General features: G+C 40.4%; 24 protein-coding genes. 15 read left to right on the forward strand and 9 right to left on the reverse strand.

Going from position 1 to position 20,578, the window contains the following annotated elements:
• Nucleotides 1–208 precede the first annotated feature (208 nt).
• From BV372_RS19025 to hypE, 12 genes are all read left to right on the forward strand, one after another.
• Entirely contained in the window at nucleotides 209–1,180 is a 972-nt protein-coding gene (locus BV372_RS19025; RefSeq protein ID WP_086688062.1) for a hypothetical protein, read from the forward strand.
• Nucleotides 1,181–1,276: 96 nt separating this feature from the next.
• Nucleotides 1,277–1,528: a hypothetical protein gene (locus BV372_RS19030; protein ID WP_086688063.1), complete on the forward strand. Its 252-nt coding sequence runs from the start codon at nucleotides 1,277–1,279 to the stop codon at nucleotides 1,526–1,528.
• 8 nt (nucleotides 1,529–1,536) lie between these two features.
• Complete coding sequence (locus tag BV372_RS19035; RefSeq protein WP_086688064.1) at nucleotides 1,537–1,761, forward strand: hypothetical protein; 225 nt, start codon at nucleotides 1,537–1,539, stop codon at nucleotides 1,759–1,761.
• A gap of 130 nt (nucleotides 1,762–1,891) precedes the next feature.
• Nucleotides 1,892–2,734 carry a NifU family protein gene (locus tag BV372_RS19040; RefSeq protein ID WP_086688065.1) on the forward strand — a complete coding sequence of 281 codons (843 nt, stop codon included), beginning with the start codon at nucleotides 1,892–1,894 and terminating at the stop codon, nucleotides 2,732–2,734.
• Between the two features lie 589 nt (nucleotides 2,735–3,323).
• Complete coding sequence (locus BV372_RS19045) at nucleotides 3,324–4,307, forward strand: hypothetical protein (RefSeq protein WP_086688066.1); 984 nt, start codon at nucleotides 3,324–3,326, stop codon at nucleotides 4,305–4,307.
• Nucleotides 4,308–4,538: 231 nt separating this feature from the next.
• On the forward strand, nucleotides 4,539–5,756 hold the full coding sequence (locus BV372_RS19050; protein WP_143845193.1) for a hypothetical protein: 1,218 nt from the start codon (nucleotides 4,539–4,541) through the stop codon (nucleotides 5,754–5,756).
• A complete protein-coding gene (gene hypF, locus BV372_RS19055) occupies nucleotides 5,746–8,121 on the forward strand; it encodes a carbamoyltransferase HypF (protein WP_086688067.1) in 2,376 nt (791 codons plus the stop codon). The genes BV372_RS19050 and hypF overlap by 11 nt, the downstream gene beginning before the upstream one ends.
• A gap of 97 nt (nucleotides 8,122–8,218) precedes the next feature.
• The gene (locus tag BV372_RS19060) at nucleotides 8,219–8,464 is read left to right on the forward strand and encodes a HypC/HybG/HupF family hydrogenase formation chaperone (protein WP_086688068.1); all 246 of its coding nucleotides are present in this window, start codon (nucleotides 8,219–8,221) and stop codon (nucleotides 8,462–8,464) included.
• 91 nt (nucleotides 8,465–8,555) lie between these two features.
• Nucleotides 8,556–9,740, forward strand: a complete 1,185-nt coding sequence (gene hypD, locus BV372_RS19065; protein ID WP_086688069.1) for a hydrogenase formation protein HypD — start codon at nucleotides 8,556–8,558, stop codon at nucleotides 9,738–9,740.
• Nucleotides 9,741–9,774: 34 nt separating this feature from the next.
• Nucleotides 9,775–9,990, forward strand: a complete 216-nt coding sequence (locus BV372_RS19070) for a 4-oxalocrotonate tautomerase family protein (RefSeq protein WP_086688070.1) — start codon at nucleotides 9,775–9,777, stop codon at nucleotides 9,988–9,990.
• Nucleotides 9,991–10,053: 63 nt separating this feature from the next.
• Nucleotides 10,054–10,449: a hypothetical protein gene (locus tag BV372_RS19075; protein WP_086688071.1), complete on the forward strand. Its 396-nt coding sequence runs from the start codon at nucleotides 10,054–10,056 to the stop codon at nucleotides 10,447–10,449.
• 35 nt (nucleotides 10,450–10,484) lie between these two features.
• Nucleotides 10,485–11,588 carry a hydrogenase expression/formation protein HypE gene (gene hypE / locus BV372_RS19080; protein ID WP_086688072.1) on the forward strand — a complete coding sequence of 368 codons (1,104 nt, stop codon included), beginning with the start codon at nucleotides 10,485–10,487 and terminating at the stop codon, nucleotides 11,586–11,588.
• A 38-nt stretch (nucleotides 11,589–11,626) separates the two neighbouring features.
• On the opposite strand, the gene BV372_RS37745 is transcribed toward hypE, so the two are convergent.
• Nucleotides 11,627–11,755 carry a hypothetical protein gene (locus tag BV372_RS37745; protein ID WP_256973318.1) on the reverse strand — a complete coding sequence of 43 codons (129 nt, stop codon included), beginning with the start codon at nucleotides 11,753–11,755 and terminating at the stop codon, nucleotides 11,627–11,629.
• A gap of 174 nt (nucleotides 11,756–11,929) precedes the next feature.
• Here BV372_RS37745 and hypA point away from each other — a divergent pair, with 174 nt between their 5' ends.
• The gene (gene hypA / locus BV372_RS19085) at nucleotides 11,930–12,271 is read left to right on the forward strand and encodes a hydrogenase maturation nickel metallochaperone HypA (protein ID WP_086688073.1); all 342 of its coding nucleotides are present in this window, start codon (nucleotides 11,930–11,932) and stop codon (nucleotides 12,269–12,271) included.
• Nucleotides 12,262–13,119, forward strand: a complete 858-nt coding sequence (hypB, locus tag BV372_RS19090; protein WP_086688074.1) for a hydrogenase nickel incorporation protein HypB — start codon at nucleotides 12,262–12,264, stop codon at nucleotides 13,117–13,119. Before hypA ends, hypB begins: the two co-directional genes overlap by 10 nt.
• Nucleotides 13,120–13,237: 118 nt before the next feature.
• On the opposite strand, the gene BV372_RS19095 is transcribed toward hypB, so the two are convergent.
• The 7 genes from BV372_RS19095 to BV372_RS19125 all read right to left on the reverse strand — a co-directional run bounded on the left by BV372_RS19095 (nucleotide 13,238) and on the right by BV372_RS19125 (nucleotide 17,573).
• Nucleotides 13,238–13,951 carry a Uma2 family endonuclease gene (locus BV372_RS19095; RefSeq protein ID WP_086688075.1) on the reverse strand — a complete coding sequence of 238 codons (714 nt, stop codon included), beginning with the start codon at nucleotides 13,949–13,951 and terminating at the stop codon, nucleotides 13,238–13,240.
• A gap of 459 nt (nucleotides 13,952–14,410) precedes the next feature.
• Nucleotides 14,411–14,782: a hypothetical protein gene (locus tag BV372_RS19100; protein ID WP_086688076.1), complete on the reverse strand. Its 372-nt coding sequence runs from the start codon at nucleotides 14,780–14,782 to the stop codon at nucleotides 14,411–14,413.
• Nucleotides 14,775–15,776, reverse strand: a complete 1,002-nt coding sequence (locus tag BV372_RS19105; protein ID WP_086688082.1) for an LLM class flavin-dependent oxidoreductase — start codon at nucleotides 15,774–15,776, stop codon at nucleotides 14,775–14,777. Before BV372_RS19105 ends, BV372_RS19100 begins: the two co-directional genes overlap by 8 nt.
• A 22-nt stretch (nucleotides 15,777–15,798) precedes the next feature.
• Nucleotides 15,799–16,164, reverse strand: coding sequence for a hypothetical protein (locus BV372_RS19110; RefSeq protein ID WP_086688083.1), 366 nt, complete (start codon nucleotides 16,162–16,164; stop codon nucleotides 15,799–15,801).
• 335 nt (nucleotides 16,165–16,499) lie between these two features.
• Nucleotides 16,500–16,811: a hypothetical protein gene (locus BV372_RS19115; RefSeq protein WP_086688077.1), complete on the reverse strand. Its 312-nt coding sequence runs from the start codon at nucleotides 16,809–16,811 to the stop codon at nucleotides 16,500–16,502.
• A gap of 2 nt (nucleotides 16,812–16,813) precedes the next feature.
• The gene (locus BV372_RS19120; protein WP_086688078.1) at nucleotides 16,814–17,104 is read right to left on the reverse strand and encodes a hypothetical protein; all 291 of its coding nucleotides are present in this window, start codon (nucleotides 17,102–17,104) and stop codon (nucleotides 16,814–16,816) included.
• 40 nt (nucleotides 17,105–17,144) lie between these two features.
• On the reverse strand, nucleotides 17,145–17,573 hold the full coding sequence (locus BV372_RS19125; protein ID WP_086688079.1) for a hypothetical protein: 429 nt from the start codon (nucleotides 17,571–17,573) through the stop codon (nucleotides 17,145–17,147).
• Between the two features lie 1,065 nt (nucleotides 17,574–18,638).
• Between BV372_RS19125 and cysK the strand changes: the two genes are divergently transcribed.
• The gene (gene cysK, locus BV372_RS19130) at nucleotides 18,639–19,598 is read left to right on the forward strand and encodes a cysteine synthase A (protein ID WP_086688080.1); all 960 of its coding nucleotides are present in this window, start codon (nucleotides 18,639–18,641) and stop codon (nucleotides 19,596–19,598) included.
• A 502-nt stretch (nucleotides 19,599–20,100) separates the two neighbouring features.
• Here the strand turns inward: cysK and BV372_RS19135 are convergent.
• Nucleotides 20,101–20,578: formylglycine-generating enzyme family protein (locus tag BV372_RS19135; protein WP_143845195.1), on the reverse strand; the 478-nt coding region annotated here is incomplete at its 5' end.

The following is a 20,578-nucleotide window of genomic DNA, read 5'->3' on the forward strand; positions in this document are numbered from 1 at the left end:
GGGCGGTCTTTTGGGTAAGCCAGAGAAGTTAAGTTGACACCAATGAGCAATGCTAAACCCCTACAGTTATAGGGTTTCACTCAGCACTACTGAATATCTGCGTAAATCGGCTGAGTATGTATAGCCTTTGATGAGACAAGAAAACCAGTCTTAATCTCTCGTGGGCGTTGAAAAATTGAATTCCCGATACGGCCAGATTACGGTAGTTATGACCCCTAGCATTACAGATTTAGTAGTGACGGCGACCATTGCAGCCATTGCATCAGAGTCAGCAACTACAGAAGAAAAAATCCAGATGCTGATCGAGATGGCGCTAGGCTTTCAAAAAAAGCCCCAAACTGCCAAAGATTTGCGGAATGCAGTTTCTCTGTATTACCGGGCATATCAAATGTGCGGTGAGGACTATCCCCTACTGAAAGCAAAGTCCCAAGTGGGGATGGCTGGGACGTTACAGATCATCCCAGATGTGGGACCGCAACTGCTGCTACAAGCGAAAGCTGGTTATGAAGAGGCATTACCAATTTTACAACAGTTAGCAACGCCTGTAGAAGTTGCAGAAGCACAAATGAACTTAGGGTTGGTGTTGCAATCACTAGTGTCCTTCAATTTGGCGCGGATAGTGGACAGTATTAAAGCTTATCATCAGGCTTTGCGGGTGTTTTGCTGGCAAGATTATCCTCAAGAATACGCCATTTTATACAACAATATTGCGATCGCCTACCTTTCCATGCCCCTAGCCTCAGAACGGGAATATTTGCGTCAGGGATTAGCAATACAGTCATTTGAAGTGGCGCTAAAGCATATTACGCTGATTGATCACCCCAAAGAATATGCGATGTTGCAAAACAATTTGGGTAACGCTTGGCAATATTTAGTGAGTTCCCATTCTTTAGAGAATAACTTACGGGCGATCGCAGCTTATGACGAAGCTCTAAAAGTCCGTAACCCGAAAGACACGCCTCTCGAATACGCTAACACAATTTCTAATAAAGCCAACGCCCTATGCAACTTACCTGACGATTCTCAAAAGCCAGAAGCTGGTAATTTGCAAAATCTTTTACAAGCAAGTGCCTATTATCAAGAAGCTTGGGAAATCTTTACCCAACACCAACAGCTAGAACAAGCACAATTAGTAGCCCAAGCGATACAAGAAATTGTTGCAGACATTACAAATAACTAAAATTAAACGGTTATCCCTTAACAGTTAGTACTTATTAGCTTGTGTAGTGTGTACTAATTAGCAATTAAAATTTTTCTCTTAAAAGGAAGCCAACCAATGAGAGACATATTGACTAATTTTTTTACCAGCTTCGCATCTGGAGAACTTAACATTAGCACAGGAATCGTGTGGGTATTAATAGCAACTATCTTATCTATGATTGGCGGTGCTATTGGTGGAATCTTATTAGCTGGGAAAGATATAGGTTATCAGTTTTCGGCAATTTTAGGTGGATTGTTTGGACCTGCGGGTGTGATTCCAGCCATACTTTTAGGGCTAGCTGTACTGAATTTTTTAACAAATTTCTAGGAGACATTATGTTTGAGATTGGGTGGTTTTCCGCTAAATTATTTTTCAAGGGAAAGTTACTGCGCGACCCCTTATATTTTGTTCGCCAAATGGCAATTGGTATTAGCATAGGTTGCCTAATATTAGTTTCACTTGCACAAAGCGAAATGCCTTTTTGGTTACCAGTAGTAGTATCTAGTTTAGCTACTGGTGCAATTATGCCATTTTTACTTAAAGACTTCAAAATGAAGTGAACTTTCATTGTCATTTGTCATTTGTCCTTGGTCATTTGTTATTTGAATAAACAATAACTAATTACTTTTGGCTTTGGACTATTGCCTCTTGACTTTGGTCTATTTCCCATTGACTCTTGACATATGACTAATGACTAACCTTGAAGAATTGGTGCAAGAAATCAACCGCTTTGAAGCAATTGTATCTGAGTGGGATGAAAGTCAAAGATGTGTAGTTATAGGGCTACAAAGAGCGATTGAAGCTTTACATAAAGTAGCCTTGAAGCGTTTGATTCAAAACCTTAAGGAAGAATCTATGTCAGCTTTGCGTCTTGCAGTGGCTGATGAAGTCGTATACGCAGTACTGCTGTACCACGAATTAGTTAAACCACCAAAACCACCTTTAGAGCAACGCATTCAAACAGCCCTTGATGAAGTACGTCCAGGCTTGCAAAGCCATAACGGGGATGTGGAACTAGTAGCAATTAAACTACCAGATACAGTAGAAGTCAGGTTAATCGGAACTTGCAGTAATTGTCCTGCTTCTACTTTAACTTTATCTCAAGGAGTCGAACAGTTCATTAAATCCCATTGTCCAGAGATTACTACAGTTATTGCAGTCAATAGCGGACCAGTGGTTGATAGTTCTAAGTCTAATTTAACTAGTCCATTTTCTCCGCAAAGAGGCTCTACTTGGATTAGAGTTGCAACTGTTGATAAAATTCCCAAAGCTGGGGTTTTGGCAGTAAAAGTTGCAGGAACTTCTTTAATTTTATATCGGCAAGGTATTAACATTAGGTGTTACCATAATACTTGTACTCATCTAGGAGCTACTTTAGATGAGGGTCAAGTTGAAAATGGGATTATTACTTGTCCTGCCCACGGATTTCAGTACAGGTTAGAAAGTGGCGAATGTGTAACGGTTCCTGGTGTTTCGCTTCAGTCATATCCGCTACAAATTAAAGAAGATAAAGTGTTTGTTCAACTGCGATAAGCAAGCCCTCTTCTGGAATTGTGACTATCGTCGATTAGAGGTAATTCTAACGATTAAGGTTTGGCGATATTGTAGAGTGGGCAATCCTACTCTACGAAGTTTTCAGTTTTGATTTTCTCATGAGATAAATACAGCAATCAGGAAGTAAATTTCTCAATTGGTAAATTTTATTAATTAACAATATCTGTAAATCTTGAAATTATTATATTTGCAAGCAATAGGATAAATACCCCATATTTTAGGTAAATTGTTTGGTTTAACAGGTATCAATATTCATAAGCTATCAAAAATGGTAAGATATTATTTAATATCAATGTAATAAGATCATGTAGCTTAAATAGCAGCACAAGAAAAGATATAAATCAACAATTAAAGTGTGTGTATTTTGGTTAAAATTAGCTTGATACATGTAGAGTTTGAGCCGTAAAGTACTCTAAAGTAGAAGCAAATTTAGTCAAATCAATAGCAGCTAACCTAAGTTGCTGTAGTACATAGAGATGGAAAAATCTTCTGCTTTAAACTACCCTAGGCCGCTTGAGTTAAGAACATTTACAACTATGCGTACACCAATTCTTCCATACTTGTTCAGATGACCCCTAGCATTACAGATTCAACAGTAAAGGCCGCGATCGCAGCTATTGCATCGGAGTCAGCAACGACACAAGAGAAAATCGAAATGTTGATTGAGTTGGCACAGGGGTTACAGAAAAAACCCAAAACTGCCCAAGATTTATGGAGTGCAGTTGCACTGTATAAACGGGCGAATGAAATGTGCAGTAATGATTATCCCCTGATGAAAGCCCGCGCCAAGGTAGGTATGGCTGGGGCTTTGAAGGCAATTCCCGAGGAGGGGACAGAGTTACTGCTAGAAGCAAAAGCAGCTTATACTGAAGCACTGCCGATTCTGCAACAGTTAGCCTCAAAAGAGGAAATAGCAGAAGCACAAATGAATTTGGGGCTAGTTTTGCAGTCTCTAGTACCCTTCAATTTGGCCCAGATAGCAGACAGCATCAAGGTTTATCAAGAGGCGTTGCGGGTATTTACAGCGCAGAAATATCCAGAAGAGTATGCCATTTTACACAACAATATTGCGATCGCTTACCTCTCAATATCTGTAGGTATGGAACAAAAACAGTTGTGTGAAGGTTTAGCTGTACAGACATTTGAATCAGCACTAAAGCACATTACCTTGATTGAAAACCCAAGGGAATATGCGATGTTGCAAAACAATTTAGGTAATGCTTTGCAATATTTGCAAAGTACCCATCCTGTAGAGAATAATTTACGGGCGATCGCAGCTTACGAAGAAGCATTAATAGTCCGTAATGCTAAAGATACACCCTTAGAATATGCCAATACAATTTCTAACAAAGCTAACGCCCTATTTAACCTCCCTGATGATCTAGACAAACCAGAGTTAGGAAATCCCCAAAATCTCTTGCAAGCAAGTTACTACTATCAAGAAGCATGGAGCATATTCACCCAGCATCAACATCTAGAGCAAGCACAAGTTGTCGCCCAAGCTTTGCAAGAATTGGAGGCGGAAATCAGAACGCGAAATGAGAAAATCTAGAATAATTTTATAGTTTTCGTGCATAGACGAGGATACTTTATTCAAGTCGTAAAATCTGCCTAGGCAAGTATCAGGTGTAAACAAGAACGCAAGGGTGTGGTTTTAGTGAAGTTGCAATCGCTGATACAGCAAGACTGAATCATTAGTGAAAAAATACTAATGATAAATGACAAAAGGCTAAAGACATTCTGTTAAGAATAATCAGCATTCTTCAGCTTATATCAGCGGTTAATGCATAAATCTATCAAGTTTAATTGCACATCTCAATTACCGCCAGAACTAACAGGAATTTCGCCGAATTTTCCCTTCTCCCCTCAAGGTGCAGAAGTAATTTTAGGTGAGATTCTAAAACCAGGACAATTAGCTATACCTATAGCACCTAGTGCCACAAGTATGTTTGGTCCTCGTGGTGCTAGTTTATTATCAGAAACAGGTCCATTATGGGTATCAGATACAGGGCATCATCGATTGTTGGGATGGCGAAATTTACCCACCAAAGATAGTCAAAGTGCTGATTGGGTGATTGGACAACCAGACTTTTACCATGAAGGACAAAATGCTAAAGGTACGCCTGGAAGGGCAACTCTCAGTGTCCCAACGGGAATTTGTGCTTGTGGAGAAGGATTAGCTGTTGCAGATGCTTGGAATCATCGTGTATTAATTTGGAACAAAGTACCTGAAGATAGTAATGTTCCCGCAGATTTGGTATTAGGACAAGCTAATTTTACTGATAATGAACCAAATCGAGGCAGCCAAGCAGCCGCAGCAAATACAATGCATTGGCCTTATGGTATTTGCTATCACCAAGGAAAGCTATTTGTAGCGGATACTGGCAATCGTCGGCTGCTAATTTGGCAGCAATTACCGACAGAAAATGGTCAACCTGCTAATTTAGTGCTGGGACAACCAGATATGATATCGCGTAATGAAAATGGCGGCGGTTCTCCTACAGCTGCGAGTATGCGATGGTGCCACGATATTAGCTTTTGGGGAGACAATTTAGTTGTTGCTGATGCCGGAAATAACCGTGTGATGATTTGGCAAGGAATGCCAACAGAAAATAATGCCCCTTGTACAGTGGTATTGGGACAAAAAAGCTTTGATATTGTAGAGATGAATCAAGGAGTTTATTTTCCTAATGCTGCTAGTTTGAGTATGCCTTATGGAGTTGATGTTGCAGGCGATTGGTTAGTAGTTGCGGATACAGCTAATTCTCGCTTGTTAGCATGGAAAAAGCCAGAGTCAATTCTATCACTGCAAGGTGAGGAGGCAGATGCGATCGCAGGGCAAACAAATTTTAAAAATAAAGGTGAAAATCGTGATTTTGGGCTACCAACACGAGAAAGTTTGAATTGGTGTTATGGCATAAAAATTTGTGGCAAGACTGCGGTAATAGCTGATTCTGGAAACAACCGAATTTTGCTGTGGCAATTTAATTATGGCGACTGAAGAAATCAGAGTTCGCGGTACAGTTCAGGGTGTGGGGTTTCGCCCGACTGTTTATCGTCTTGCCAAAGCCTGCGGTTTGCGGGGAGATGTTTGTAATGATGGGCAAGGTGTCTTAATTCGGGCAGCTGGTAGCGAAGCAGCTTTAGCAGAATTCGTCATCCGATTACAGCAAGAATGTCCACCCCTAGCCAGAATTCAGGAAATCATCAGAACGCCTTGTGCAGGTGAATTTAACTTTGAGGATTTTGCGATCGCTAGTAGTGTCAGTAGTAAAGTGAAAACAGAAATCTCCCCTGATGCTGCTACTTGTCCCCAATGTCAACAAGAAATTTTTGACCCCTTTAGCCGCTTTTACCGTTATCCCTTCACCAACTGTACCCATTGCGGCCCCAGATTGAGTATTATTCGCGCCATTCCCTATGACAGATGCAATACCAGTATGTCTGCATTTGCCATGTGCCCCGAATGCGAGAAAGAATACCACGATGTCGAAAATCGCCGCTTTCATGCCCAACCTGTAGCTTGCCATATCTGCGGTCCCAAAGCTTGGTTAGAACGTGCTGACGGTAAATCGGTTACAGCGTCTATGTTCTCCATGATGGATGATGTAGATGCTGTCTGTACGCTATTGCAAAAAGGCGAGATTGTGGCAATTAAAGGGTTAGGCGGTATTCACTTAGCTTGTGATGCAACTGTTGAAGCTGCTGTCCAAAAATTGCGTCAGCGTAAAAGGCGCTATTATAAACCTTTGGCTTTAATGGCAAGAGATATAGAAATAATTGCCAAATATTGCACTATCAATACCAAAGAAAGAGAATTATTGACAAGTCCCGCCGCGCCTATTGTTTTACTAAAGTTGAGGGAGAGGGGAGAAATCCCTAAAAACCAATCTTCAATCCAAAATTGCATTGCACTTTCTGTAGCGCCAGGGCAAAATAGCCTCGGTTTTATGCTACCTTATACGCCCTTACATCACTTAATTCTCAAGCGGATGAATCGCCCGATTGTGTTAACTAGTGGCAATTTGTCTGATGAACCGCAATGTATTGATAATGGTGAAGCACGGGATAGATTGGGCAAAATAGCCGATTATTTTCTTTTTCACAATCGAGATATTGTTAATCGCGTAGATGATTCAGTAGTGCGGGTTATTGGCGATAAAGTCCAAACGCTTCGCCGCGCCAGAGGATATATACCAGCACCAATTAATTTACCACCTGGATTTAATAAAATACCGCCGATTTTAGCAATGGGTAGCGAGTTAAAAAATACCTTTTGCTTATTACGAGAAGGAGAAGCAATTCTCTCGCAACATTTGGGAGATTTAGAAAATGCAGTAGCTTTTAATGCTTACCAAGATACCTTAAATTTATACTTAAACTTATTTGAGCATCAACCACAAGCCATAGCTATTGATAAACATCCAGAATATCTCTCATCAAAACTGGGTAAAGAATTAGCAGCCGCTAACCAAATCAAAATTTATCATATCCAGCATCATCACGCTCACATTGCTGCTTGCATGGCAGAAAATGGTATTCCTCTCAATTCCCCGCCAGTTTTAGGTATTGCTTTAGATGGCTTGGGTTATGGCGAAGATGGTACATTTTGGGGTGGAGAATTTCTTTTAGCAGATTACTGTAAATTCCAGCGACTCGCAACATTTAAACCAGTGGCAATGATTGGCGGAGAACAAGCAATTTATCAGCCTTGGCGTAACACTTATGCTCAACTAATAGCAGCCGATAGTTGGCAAAATTTAACACAAAAATATGGAAAAGTAGAAATATTAAAATTTTTAGAGCAAAAGCCGCTAAAGTTGCTCAATCAGCTTATGGAAAAGAATATTAATTCTCCTCTAGCTTCCTCAGTAGGGCGATTATTTGATGCTTTAGCTGCCGCAATTGGGATTTTTCCAGAAGAATGTAGCTATGAAGGACAAGCTGCGATCGCAATGGAAGCTTTAGCCGATATCGATAGCTTAAATAATGATAAAGAAACTCAAAATTATCCTTTTAATTTTACCTTTTTCGATAGTATTTATTATATAGACCCTAGCCCTATATGGCCAGCCTTGCTCACAGACTTACAACAGCAGATATCTCCAGCGATAATAGCTGCAAAATTTCATATAAGTTTAGCCAAAGCAATTGTCGAGATGGTCAAACATCTCTCTCACGAACATCTTATTAATCATGTCGTCCTAACAGGAGGCGTATTTCAAAATTGTATTTTATTAGAACAAGTTATTAAAGGATTACAAACAATAAAAATAAACGTCTTAACTCACAGCTTAGTTCCCTCAAATGATGGCGGCATATCCTTAGGACAAGCTATTATTACAGCCGCTAAATTAATAGATTGATTCTCCTTAATAACCTAACACACTCACACTCTTCTTAAATCCTCTCTGCGTTCTCCGCGCCTCTGTGGTTCGTTTATCTTCAAAAAGGAAAATAACAATGTGTTTAGGAATTCCCGGTCAAATAGTCGAAATAACAGACCTTAATCATAAATTAGCCATTGTCAACGTTGGTGGTGTCAAACGACAAGTAAACATTGCTTGCATAGTTGACGAACAACATCCCCCAGAAGCGTGTATCGGCGATTGGGTATTAGTTCATGTAGGCTTCGCCATGAATCGCATTAACGAACAAGAAGCAGCAGAAACATTACAACTATTAGAAGAAATAGCAGCAAATATCTAAAAGAACTTCTATCTCTTCCCCTCCTTAGCGAACTTGACGAACTTGGCGGTTCAATAAAATTCCTCTCTAAAAACTCTTCCTCACACACCGTATGAAATACGTTGATGAATTCCGCGAACCAGAAAAGGCTGAAGGCTTACGCCGTGAAATCGCCAAAATCAGCCAACAGCTAGCAAGACCAATCAAAATCATGGAAGTATGCGGCGGACATACCCATTCCATATTTAAGTATGGTATCGAAGAAATTCTACCCAATAACATCGAACTAATTTATGGCCCTGGTTGTCCAGTATGCGTCATGCCAAAGGGAAAGTTAGATGATGCGATCGCAATCTGCCAAAATGATAACGTCATCTTTGCCACCTTTGGCGATGCCATGCGAGTTCCTGGCTCTAAAACTAGCTTACTGCAAGCCAGAGCTACAGGCGCAGATATCCGCATGGTATACTCGCCCCTAGATAGCTTACAAATAGCCAAAGATAACCCCGACAAAGAAGTTGTCTTTTTCGCCTTAGGCTTTGAAACCACAGCCCCCAGTACCGCCTTCACCATCCTGCAAGCAGCAGCCGAAAAAATTCCCAACTTTAGTATGTTTTGTAATCACGTTCTTGTGATTCCCGCCCTACAAGCACTACTAGATAACCCCGACTTGCAACTAGATGGATTTGTCGGTCCTGGCCATGTCAGTATGGTAATTGGCACTGACCCTTATCAGTTTATTTCGCAACAATATCATAAGCCAATTGTTGTCTCAGGATTTGAACCCTTAGACATTCTCCAATCGATTTGGATGTTGTTGCAACAGCTATTAGAAAATCGCTGCGAAGTCGAAAACCAATACAATCGAATTGTCCAACCAGCCGGAAATCAAGTCGCACTAGCTGCAATCAACCAAGTTTTTACAACGCGAGAAAAATTTGATTGGCGCGGCTTAGGTGATATACCTTATTCAGGCTTACAAATTCGTCCAGAATATGCGCAATTTAATGCCGAAGTAAAATTTACTATTCCTAACCTAAAAGTTGCCGACCATAAAGCTTGTCAATGTGGAGAAATTCTTAAAGGAGTCTTAAAGCCTTGGCAGTGTAAAGTATTTGGTACAGCTTGCACGCCAGAAACCCCCATTGGGACTTGTATGGTATCTTCCGAAGGTGCTTGTGCTGCCTACTATAAATATGGCAGACTATCTACTCTTGCCAAAAAAACAATGCAAGAAAAACCAAAGCTAGATTTATCTCAAGAACCTCTGCCATCCTGTAGTACATCTTTGGTATAGCTAATCTCAACCACATAATTTGAGGAAAAATTTTATGCCATTTGTCACAGTTAAAATTGCTAGAGGACACTCCATCGAAAAAAAGCGGCGGCTAGTAGAAGCAATTACTAATGCCCTAGTTTCAGCTTTAGATACCAAGCCAGAATGGATAACCATTCATATTGATGAATTTGAACGAGAAAATTGGGCTGTAAATGGTTTATTACATTGTGATAGACATCGTGGCAGACACGATGAGGCAGGCAGATAATGTAGGGGCACAACATTGTTGTGCCCTAATACATAACAGCTAATAAAATAGAGGGGAATTTAAATGAATACTAACAATCATCAGCGTCAAATATGGCTACTTATTTTAATAGCAATTAATATATTTGCTTCCATTGTGCACTACTTTGAGCAGTATCCAGACCCGTCTTGGTTTACGCCTCAGCTTACAGATTCTCTTTGGTTAATCATGAGTCCCTTTGGGTTAGCTGGATATTATCAGTATATTAAAAAGGCATTTTCATCTGCATATTTATGCCTTTATATCTATATCATTATGAGCCAGATTACCCTAGGACATTACATTCTTACCCCTATGTGGTTTCTATCTCTGAAAATGAATACATTGATTTTATTTGAATCTATTACAGCAATTCCGCTGTTAGTTTTTGTAGCTTGGTCGCAATTGTTCCTCAAAGAAGGAAATGAAGCTACACCATAAACTTTGAAGCCTCAATAATTTAAAGCAATTACAATATGGATTTTTCATCAAGTACCTCAGCACAAAATCCACTATTTCAAAAACTTGAAAAAATCCGCCGTCGCCAAAGTAAAGTGCGCGATACTCATCTTACCCTCGCACATGGTAGCGGTGGTAAAGCCATGCACGATTTAATTGACGATATCTTTGTTAAAAGTTTTGATAATCCAATTCTTTCCCAGTTAGAAGACCAAGCTAGTTTTAATTTAGCCAGTCTGATGCAACATGGAGACAGACTAGCTTTTACCACTGATTCTTATGTTGTAGACCCTTTATTTTTTCCTGGTGGTGATATTGGAGAATTAGCCGTTAATGGCACAGTTAACGATTTAGCAGTGAGTGGTGCTAAACCTTTATACCTTACCTGTAGCGTAATTTTAGAAGAAGGTTTAGCTGTAGAAACTTTACGACGTGTGGTTGCCAGTATGCAAGCAGCCGCAAATCAAGCAGGTATTCAAATTGTAACTGGCGACACAAAAGTTGTTCATCGTGGTGCTGCTGATAAACTGTTTATTAATACTGCCGGCATTGGTATAATTCCCAAAGGCGTTGAGATTTCCGCTCATAAAATCCAACCAGGCGATGCGGTAATTCTTAATGGTGATTTGGGCAATCATGGGACAGCAATTTTAATTGCCCGTGGCGAATTAGCATTAGATACTGATATTGAGAGTGATTGCCAACCATTGCATGGCTTAGTGGAAAAGATCCTCAAAGTTTGCCCCGAAGTTCATGCTATGCGCGATGCAACACGCGGCGGTTTAGCTACAGTATTAAATGAATTTGCCCTTAGTTCTAATGTAGGAATTCGCCTTTACGAAGAATCTATCCCAGTTCGTGAAGAAGTCAAGGGTGTTTGCGAAATTCTTGGTTTAGATCCCTTATATTTAGCCAATGAAGGTAAGTTAGTAGTAGTAGTACCTGGCAAATATGCTGAGGCTGTTTTATCAGCCATGAAATCTCATCCAGCAGGAAAAGATGCTGAGATTATTGGTGAAGTAATTACAACGCCTCCAGGCGTAGTTTTGTTAAAAACAGTTTTCAATGGTGAACGAATTGTTGATATGCTAGTAGGCGATCAACTGCCACGAATATGTTGATTATTGCTTGCTATGTCTGAAAATATTCCAGATATATTTTAATCAAAAACCGCCGATGGACGAGCCAGTGCGTTGGGCGGGTTCTTCCGAATTGTTCGCCGCAGGCGTTCCCGCAGGGTAGCAACTGGTGTGCCGATAAATGCAGAGAAATTATCGGTATATCCCAATACGGTTCAGTTAAGAAAATTCTTCTGTGAAGGCAAGGGAACAGGGAACAGGGAACGGGGAACAGAGAGAGAAAACAGGCTTATCTGAACTGTATTGCGGTATATCCTACGGTGAAGAGGGGAAGCGTCTAGATCAGCATTTATTAGCAATTGTAATTTCGTAATGGTGAATTTATGCACGAACTAGGAATTACGCAAAATATTGTGGCAATTGTAAATGAACATGCTAATGGTAACAAAGTGAGCCGAGTTTTATTAGAAATTGGCAAGCTTTCAGCTATTATGCCTGATGCTATCCGTTTTTGTTTTGATATTTGCACTAAAGGTACAGTTTTAGAAGGTGCAGAATTAGAAATTAGAGAAATACCTGGCTTGGCTGAATGTAACCAATGTGGTGCAAAAATTCCTTTAGAAAAACCATTTGGTATTTGTCAATGTGGTAGCGTGCAATTGCATTTAATAACTGGTGAAGAACTAAAACTTAAAGAAATCGAAATAGAGGAAATATGTGTGTAACTTGTGGCTGTTCTGATGATGGAGAAAGCAAAGTCACAAATCTAACTACAGGTGAAGTTAACCATTATCATCACGATGCTTCTCACACTCATACTTTACCTGACGGTACGGTGATTACCCATTCTCACAGTCATGATGAACATTCAGAAGCATCACAAATTCATGCCAGAATGCATGGTACAACAATATCGTTAGAGCAAGAGATTTTAGCAAAAAATAACCTACTAGCTGCCCAAAATCGTGGCTGGTTTAAAGGTCGAAATATCCTTGCCTTAAATTTAATGAGTTCTCCTGGTGCAGGTAAGACAACTCTTTTAACTCGCACTATCAATGACTTAAAATCCCAAATATCTATCAGTGTTATTGAAGGCGATCAAGAAACAACCAATGATGCTCAAAAAATAAAAGAGACAGGCTGTAAAGTTATCCAGATAAACACAGGTACAGGCTGTCATTTGGATGCATCAATGATAGAAAAGGGTTTACAGCAACTCAACCCACCGTTGAACTCAGTTGTGATGATTGAGAATGTTGGGAACTTGGTTTGTCCTGCCTTATTTGATTTGGGAGAACAAACCAAAGTAGTAATTCTCTCTATCACTGAAGGAGAAGATAAGCCAATCAAATATCCGCATATGTTCCGCGCTAGTCAGGTGATGATTCTGACTAAAATTGATCTGCTACCTTATGTGCAATTTGATGTCCAAAAATGCATAGAATATGCACGACAGGTAAATCCTGAAATTCAGATTTTTCAGGTTTCTGCTACCACTGGTGCAGGATTAAAAAATTGGTATGGATGGTTATCAGAAAAGTCAGCCAACTTATCAAAGCTCATTTCTGCATAAATTGTGGAACTTCAGGCAATGCTTATCCGAACTGTATTGGATGCACACTGATAAATATCAGTGTTTATCAATGTGCATCTGTGGTTTGATAGAAAAAGCATTGACTTCTGCAAGCAGCTTAGTCTATTGATTCACTAGGTAAATTATCAGGATCAATGCCCAAAGATCGCAAATAATCTGCCAACTGTTCTGCTCGTATATTTTCTTGTTCTGCTCGTTCTTCGGCGGTGAAATAGCGATCGCCGTGTTCATCATACCAAGACAGAGCTTCTTGTTGAATGCCACCGATTGTAGCTTGGTAGCGTGCAATACCCAAACCCACTTCCGGCATCCAGTAAGGTTCACCTATCTGTAATTGATAGTTTCCATCAATCAACTTATACAGTTCAAACGGTTGATGTTGGTCGCGCCGCCAAAATTCGGGATTGTAAATTACATAGTACAACACACCCAGTTGCCGATAGATCGCCATTTTGTCATCGTATTCGCCCCCTGGTACGTGGGATACCAGCTCTAAGGTGAGTATGGGAACTACCTCATTTTCTTCCCAGACGGCGTAACTATTGCGCGACTTGCCACCTTTTTTGCGTTCTACTCCTACACTCAAAAAAGCGTCTGGCACTACAGGTACTCTAGGATTCACCCCTGTGGTATGATATATTGCCATATCTACTCCGAAGAACCAATCCATCCGATTTGCCCAAATTAAGTTGAGTAAGAAAAGTAAAACATTGGGCAAAAAGTTTTGGTCTTCGTTATCCACTGGGGTATCGTCACTGCAAGGTAGTTCGTCAGTACTTGCTAACGCATTTTTGAGATCAAGTGAGAACATAACCGTTGTCTCGCTGGCGTTGAGTTCTTTTATTATAGGCAGCGAAGAAGACGCGGTGAAGTTTGTTCCCGCATCTTCTTGGATACTGCTGGGCAATGGTCGGTTTGGCCCCCAAATACCGATATAAACAGTTCTCTCGCATACCCGACATACCGCCCGCAGGCTGGAAGCCTGGGGCTATCGATGCAAAGCCCACCTTCGTGGGCTAAAGAACTCAGCCCACGAAGGTGGGCTTTGTGCGATTAGCCGCACCATTCTATGGTGACGGCGAGATTTCGGGATAACGAGAGGTCTTAGGAGTCGTGTAAAAATAAGTTGAACAATTTAATATTTGTAGTGCGGGCATCTTGCCCGCGCGAGCAAGATGTTTGTCCTTCGGACACGCTACGCGAACGCACTACTTATTTTTACTTGATGCCTTACTCCAGATGTATACTCTTGTCTCCGTTTCCTCTTTGACTAAAGCCAATCTCGATAAGCGGAGATTTCATTGACACTAATTTCAAACGGCCCACCCTTACCAAATGGGGGATAAACGCGGATTTTGGCGTTAGTGGTAAACCGTTCTAATCTATTGCCTATTTGGGGAATATTGCTGACTATATGCCAGTAAGAGACAATATCAGGGCAATCGATGATTAACATCAGGATAGTAGCATTACTTGTGAGATACCATTGGCATTGAGCTAACAATGTTTGCGTAATGCGATCGCAAGCTTGATAAAAGCATCTGCCAATCGATTGTTCCAGTTCCAGATGCAACATTCCATCCATTTTTGTGACTTCGGTTGGAGGTAAATCATCTGGTGGAAGCAAGGGTAACTTAGACATAATTCCGCACCTCTTGGGTGTAGCGCGTCAAACTCTCCAGGTTTTTTTGCAAATCGCAAGATGAGGGTTTGAGTGCCAGCGTGCCTAGATTTAATTCATCCTGAAATGATTTGATTTTGTCTCGACAGGTTTTGACATCACCAATAATTGAGTTTTCAATTAAATAGTCTTCTTCAAAACAAATATTGGTGCGATCAAACGCTTTATGTCCACTAGAACTTTTCTGCATGACTACAGCTGCATTTGCTGTCATTTTCTGGCTGAATTTGCGGATGAAAGGCAACGCTTCTGTTACTGCTTCGTCGTATGTCCTGGCAACATAAAAGAAACGAGCTAGTATTAGGTCTTCGGAACCACTAGAATTTAAGGCACGGTATTTAGCAACAGTATTCCGCAATCTGGGCAGAGAAAATGGTGGTCCCCCCATTAAGCCGAAGGAATGTTTAGCGGCAAACCCTATACCGTCATCATCCCCACTGGCTACATATACCGGAATCTGTCGTTGCAGAGGTTTTGGGTAAACTGTTAGGCGATCGCATTGATAAAATTGCCCATTAAATGATACATCTGTTTCATATAAAAGCTTCTGAATCAATGCGATCGCCTCTAGCATCTGGGCACGAGATTCGCCCATTGAGATGGCAAAATGCTTATTCTGTTCGGGAAATGGCCCGCCTTTGGCAATCCCAAATAACAATCTGCCATTGCACAGGTTATCCAAGGTGGCAATGTCCTCAGCTACCCTAATCGGATTATGAAACGGCAGTAACACCGCAGCTGTGCCTAGTTGGATAGTTGAAGTTAATGCTGCTAAGTGCGCTATCAACACCAACATCGAAGGGCTAAGATTGGATTCACTAAAATGATGCTCACTCACCCAGGCTTCCTCAAAGCCTAAGCTTTCCGCCTGTTTTACCAATGCAACTTGTTCTATGATGGCACGGCGGGCATCCTGATGATAATTATCGTAATTGCAGAAAAGTCCTGTTTTCATTGTTTGCTGGCGATCGCTATTTTTAAGATGCAGCAACCCAATGTAACTCTAACCATAAGCGGGGATTGTTCTGCTTTAACTTCGACATTGGATCGCGTAACAATCGCCCGGCATTCATACAAACTACTTGAATCAGTCCCATATTATCTGCTATTTCTCTGAGTACATCTTTTTGGGCTTGTATATGAGGAAGCATTTCTTCCGAACAATAAATCCCTATATACTGCAAACGTCTAGCAGGCCTTCCCCAAAAACAGGTAATGACCTTTACATAACAACTATCAAGTAATTCTCCAACGCTTGGGTAATAGTGAGTGACAACTCTTGTGAATTCTTTGGCTAAGATGTCTTCAGCAATCATAGCAATTGATATTTCTGTAGCGTTCATCACGATATCAATATAACATAAATTGTCAGCTAGATATGACATTATCTGCTACTACTTTAGGAAGAATTATTAAAGTTTAATCTTATTTAAATAGATACAAAAAGGAGTGATATTTCATTTGATATCACCCCTGACCTGCTAAATATGTAAAATTTTGCAAGAAAGCCAAAATAATTCGTAATTCGTAGTAGGGTTTGTTATCGCTCAGAGTATGACAACATCTAAAATTAAATGTGCGCGATTCCTGCGCCATAACACACCCTACAGTTGAATTTTTTAATTAAATTTTTAATTTAATTAGTGCTTTATTTTAATTACGAATTACGAATTAGTAATTATCGAGCATTACGTTCAGACACTAAAACTTCTGCGACAAGTTGTGGTAAATCTACAAGGTCAACATATCCGTCTGAACCCCGGATAGGTGAGATAAATGTATAATTTGGGTCACAGGCTCCGGTATCGTAGACTTGAATAAACCAGCGATCGGGAAATCCGGCTACACCCAGTTCTACAATGTACCAGCTCTCACCAATCAGACGAGCATTTACAATTGTGAACCACTCTCTGTCGTATTCGGAGATATTCCAATCCGCCATGAGAAACTCGAACGCTATTTGTCCAGCGTCAGTTGCAGTCAATAGCATTGCTACTCCTTAGTTGAAACTTCTGGCTCAGAATCAGGTTCAGAATTGGTAGCTTCAATTTCAGGATACAACCCTAGTTGCTTCGCTAATTCACGACCAATAAAAAATAAAAACTGAGCACTATCTTGATTACCTTCATGTGCAAACACAGTTGCCACTTTTAGCACTGCATATACAAAGTCAGAATCAATTAATTCTGGATGTGCTTCTAAAACTTCTGGTTCTTGACCATTAGGGCATTTGAGTAGCTGATCGATTAAATCAAAATATAGGACTTGGCGTTCTTCTGTCATGGTGTTTTTGTTGATTTAGTATGAGTGAATTTGGAATTAATTACTGTTCTATGCTTTGCTGCCACAGCCGTTCTAGCATTTCAACTTGTTCTTGAAAAACAGCATTACGGTAAACAAGATATCTGTCGTAACCTATAATCCCTAACCCAACACAAATGGGGGTCATTAAGAAAAACCATTCTAGGATAGTTGCTAGTTGATATTGCTCCACAGCAGTCAACTTTTGTGTTTCTAGATTGGGATTATAAGTGCTTATGCTTTCCTGATTGCTAGTGAAAGGTACACCTTCATTTTGGGAAACCAAGAAGTCATTGGCTTTACTATTATTGTTCACTTCACAGGTTGAATTCTGTGCTTTTACTAACTCTATATGGCGTCCATAAACCATGCTAAATACTAATATTGCTGGAGATAGCACAGCTAAGGTAACTATACAGACTGTGAGAACATTTAAAAGCTTGACCTTCATTTTGGTTTTCCCTTCCTAGGTAGTATGCACCCAGTAAGATATAACTTTTGTTATTTATCTACAAAAATAGAACTGATCCTAAAAAAGTTATCAGTTAACAGTTTGCAATTTTCATGAGGTTTACTCTGAACTTATTAGTAAACCAGAGTTAGTTTTAGGCAAACATTGAGTTAATATGACAAATATATTTTTAAACATATCCCATCTGATAAATTAGTATTCAGTAATACTGAAATAGTTTATTCTTGAGATTAGAACTGACGCACTCAGACCCTAAAATGTAGTTTCTTTTGACAAGTAGGGAGTTAAGAAGTCCCCCCTTCATCTCCAGACTGTTGCCTGGGAATGTTGGGGGGTAGAGGGGAATCTCTGCGTAAATCCTATACGATTTATATCAGCCGCTTTTCTAAAGAGCGGTTTAGCTGGGTTGGATCATATTTATTAAAGTTATTAAAGTTGTACTCAAAGGCTGTAACTTTTATTTGGTAAGTAATCCAAAAATTATTTAGGGTATGGGTACTAGTATTTTTGGGGCGATGTCCTAGTATTTATGATTTAGGGTTCGGGTCTTTCTGCACTCAACCTCAAAGTCAGACTGACTACTGATAAAAGATGCTTTTTTGCTAGTTATCTACCGGATAAAACTTGTACTCAAAAAATATATTCTCGCCTAAAGATATCTAAAGTCATTAAAAAGATCAATTAAAATTGCCTAAATAGATATTTTGTTCTAGATAAACTAAAAAATCATAAAATTGAATTTAAAATCTTGGATATATACCAGCTTAATTACTAAATTCAAAAATCGAATTTTAGCAAAAAATAGTAAGATTTTAGACAGGGAAAGTTTTCAGTTTAAAATATGGAAACTATAACCGTGTAAAAAGAATCAATAGAAAAATTTCCGTAATTACTGCCTAAATAGTTCCAATTTTGTGGTTTAGTAAGAGTACATACCTCATGCACTCACTAACACTCAACTATCAATTAAATACATCCAAGCTTACTGTTATAAATAAAAAATACCTGGTGTTATAACGGATTTAGAATTTTAGGAGTTAATTAATGCGGATTGCTAAAGATGTAACAGAACTTATTGGACGAACTCCTTTAGTTGAACTCAATAAGATACCCCAAGCAGAGGGAGTAGGAGCGAGGATAGTTGTCAAACTCGAAGGTATGAATCCAGCGGCTTCAGTGAAAGACCGAATTGGGTTGAGTATGGTACTCTCGGCGGAAGCTGAGGGTTTGATTGAGCCAGGAAAAACTATTTTAGTAGAGCCAACTTCTGGCAATACAGGAATTGCATTAGCAATGGTAGCAGCCGCACGGGGCTACAATTTGATTTTGACAATGCCTGAAACCATGAGCAACGAAAGACGGGCAATGCTACGCGCTTATGGTGCTAATTTGCAGTTAACACCAGGCCCAGAAGGAATGCGGGGAGCAATTCGTAAAGCCGAAGAAATTGTGACTAACACTCCCAACGCATATATGCTACAACAGTTCCGCAACGCAGCTAATCCCAAGATTCACCGGGAAACCACCGCAGAAGAAATTTGGGCTGATACGGATGGTGAAGTGGATATTGTGATTGCAGGGGTAGGTACTGGTGGGACAATTACAGGAATTGCGGAAGTAATTAAACAACGCAAGCCAAGTTTCCAGGCGATCGCAGTTGAACCTAGCAATAGTCCTGTATTATCTGGTGGGGAAGCTGGGCCGCATAAGATTCAAGGGATTGGCGCTGGCTTTGTTCCTGATGTGCTGCGTCTGGAATTAGTTGACGAAGTAATTCGCGTCAGCGATGAACAGGCGATGGTATTTGGACGACGGTTGGCGAAAGAAGAAGGCTTATTATCGGGGATATCTTCTGGTGCGGCTTTGTGTGCTGCACTGCAAGTTGCTAAACGTCCTGAAAATGCCGGAAAGCTCATCGTGATGATTCAGCCTTCCTTTGGCGAACGTTACCTCAGCACCTTGATGTTTCAAGATTTGACTTTGGAACCTACTGCTGTGCGTTAGTGACAGGTGGGTAGGGGCACAAGCATTGCTGTGCCCTATGGTGCATTGCATTCAAACGAGAACCGCTATAGAAAAACTGCTGAAAATTTTGTGATGAACATAATTAGGGACTTACAAAAATAAATTACCCATACATATTCCGTAGTGCGAGCATCTTGCTCGCTTTTGAACATCAGCGAGCGAGACGCTCGCACTACAAATTTATTGGGTATTTAAAAAATTGCATGTCCCTTAACCTCACATCAGTGTAATTGTCTGACGATCGCTTGGGCTAATAATTTCTATTTTTTCTAGACCAAATTCTGACTACATACTCTGCAAAGGAGGTCACGGCAGTGCCGTGCCCCTACATTTGGCGATATAATTTTGTACTGCATTTGAGTGGGAATCGCTATAATACTGCTTGGTTAAGGATTTAAAAAAATTAGATCATTCCGCTTCGCTACACTCTAAAAGGAAAAAAGAACAAGCGTAAAGGGAAAAAGGACTAAAGCATAAAGGGCTACCGAAGAATCCTCCCGAACGCGCACACAACACGAAAACCATTAACGTTGAAGATGAGGTCGCGCTCCGCCCTAATGAAGCTGAAGCGAGACGCGGAACGGCAGCGTATAGGATTGTCGTGCCAGGAACCGCCCCGCAGCACGGCTCTTCCTTGTTTTTGATAAAGTTGATTATTATCATCAAACCACGTACTACCATCTGCTGGCGCTCCTTGATAGCTGCCATGCCAATCATCTTGACACCACTCCCAAGCATTGCCGTGCATATCGTATAATCCAAAGCGGTTGGGGGGAAAACTTCCTACTTCTGTTGTTTGTTCACGATATTTGCCCTTTGGTTCAGAAGCGTAAATAGAATCTCCATTGTAATTGGCTAACTCAGTTGTAATCGTCTCCCCGAAATGAAACGGTGTGGTTGTTCCAGCACGACAGGCGTATTCCCACTCTGCTTCACTAGGTAGGCGATATTGGTTGTTT

Origin of the sequence: Nostoc sp. T09 (genome assembly GCF_002154695.1) — a bacterium.
Taxonomy (GTDB): Bacteria; Cyanobacteriota; Cyanobacteriia; order Cyanobacteriales; family Nostocaceae; genus Aulosira.

Excerpts from the sequence above, each read along its gene's own strand:
- BV372_RS19025 (WP_086688062.1), top strand. The coding sequence starts at position 209 with ATGACCCCTAGCATTACAGATTTAGTAGTGACGGCGACCATTGCAGCC.
- BV372_RS19030 (WP_086688063.1), top strand. The coding sequence starts at position 1,277 with ATGAGAGACATATTGACTAATTTTTTTACCAGCTTCGCATCTGGAGAA.
- BV372_RS19035 (WP_086688064.1), top strand. The coding sequence starts at position 1,537 with ATGTTTGAGATTGGGTGGTTTTCCGCTAAATTATTTTTCAAGGGAAAG.
- BV372_RS19040 (WP_086688065.1), top strand. The coding sequence starts at position 1,892 with ATGACTAACCTTGAAGAATTGGTGCAAGAAATCAACCGCTTTGAAGCA.
- BV372_RS19045 (WP_086688066.1), top strand. The coding sequence starts at position 3,324 with ATGACCCCTAGCATTACAGATTCAACAGTAAAGGCCGCGATCGCAGCT.
- BV372_RS19050 (WP_143845193.1), top strand. The coding sequence starts at position 4,539 with ATGCATAAATCTATCAAGTTTAATTGCACATCTCAATTACCGCCAGAA.
- hypF (WP_086688067.1), top strand. The coding sequence starts at position 5,746 with ATGGCGACTGAAGAAATCAGAGTTCGCGGTACAGTTCAGGGTGTGGGG.
- BV372_RS19060 (WP_086688068.1), top strand. The coding sequence starts at position 8,219 with ATGTGTTTAGGAATTCCCGGTCAAATAGTCGAAATAACAGACCTTAAT.
- hypD (WP_086688069.1), top strand. The coding sequence starts at position 8,556 with ATGAAATACGTTGATGAATTCCGCGAACCAGAAAAGGCTGAAGGCTTA.
- BV372_RS19070 (WP_086688070.1), top strand. The coding sequence starts at position 9,775 with ATGCCATTTGTCACAGTTAAAATTGCTAGAGGACACTCCATCGAAAAA.
- BV372_RS19075 (WP_086688071.1), top strand. The coding sequence starts at position 10,054 with ATGAATACTAACAATCATCAGCGTCAAATATGGCTACTTATTTTAATA.
- hypE (WP_086688072.1), top strand. The coding sequence starts at position 10,485 with ATGGATTTTTCATCAAGTACCTCAGCACAAAATCCACTATTTCAAAAA.
- hypA (WP_086688073.1), top strand. The coding sequence starts at position 11,930 with ATGCACGAACTAGGAATTACGCAAAATATTGTGGCAATTGTAAATGAA.
- hypB (WP_086688074.1), top strand. The coding sequence starts at position 12,262 with ATGTGTGTAACTTGTGGCTGTTCTGATGATGGAGAAAGCAAAGTCACA.
- BV372_RS19095 (WP_086688075.1), bottom strand. The coding sequence starts at position 13,951 with ATGTTCTCACTTGATCTCAAAAATGCGTTAGCAAGTACTGACGAACTA.
- BV372_RS19100 (WP_086688076.1), bottom strand. The coding sequence starts at position 14,782 with ATGTCTAAGTTACCCTTGCTTCCACCAGATGATTTACCTCCAACCGAA.
- BV372_RS19105 (WP_086688082.1), bottom strand. The coding sequence starts at position 15,776 with ATGAAAACAGGACTTTTCTGCAATTACGATAATTATCATCAGGATGCC.
- BV372_RS19110 (WP_086688083.1), bottom strand. The coding sequence starts at position 16,164 with ATGAACGCTACAGAAATATCAATTGCTATGATTGCTGAAGACATCTTA.
- BV372_RS19115 (WP_086688077.1), bottom strand. The coding sequence starts at position 16,811 with ATGCTATTGACTGCAACTGACGCTGGACAAATAGCGTTCGAGTTTCTC.
- BV372_RS19120 (WP_086688078.1), bottom strand. The coding sequence starts at position 17,104 with ATGACAGAAGAACGCCAAGTCCTATATTTTGATTTAATCGATCAGCTA.
- BV372_RS19125 (WP_086688079.1), bottom strand. The coding sequence starts at position 17,573 with ATGAAGGTCAAGCTTTTAAATGTTCTCACAGTCTGTATAGTTACCTTA.
- cysK (WP_086688080.1), top strand. The coding sequence starts at position 18,639 with ATGCGGATTGCTAAAGATGTAACAGAACTTATTGGACGAACTCCTTTA.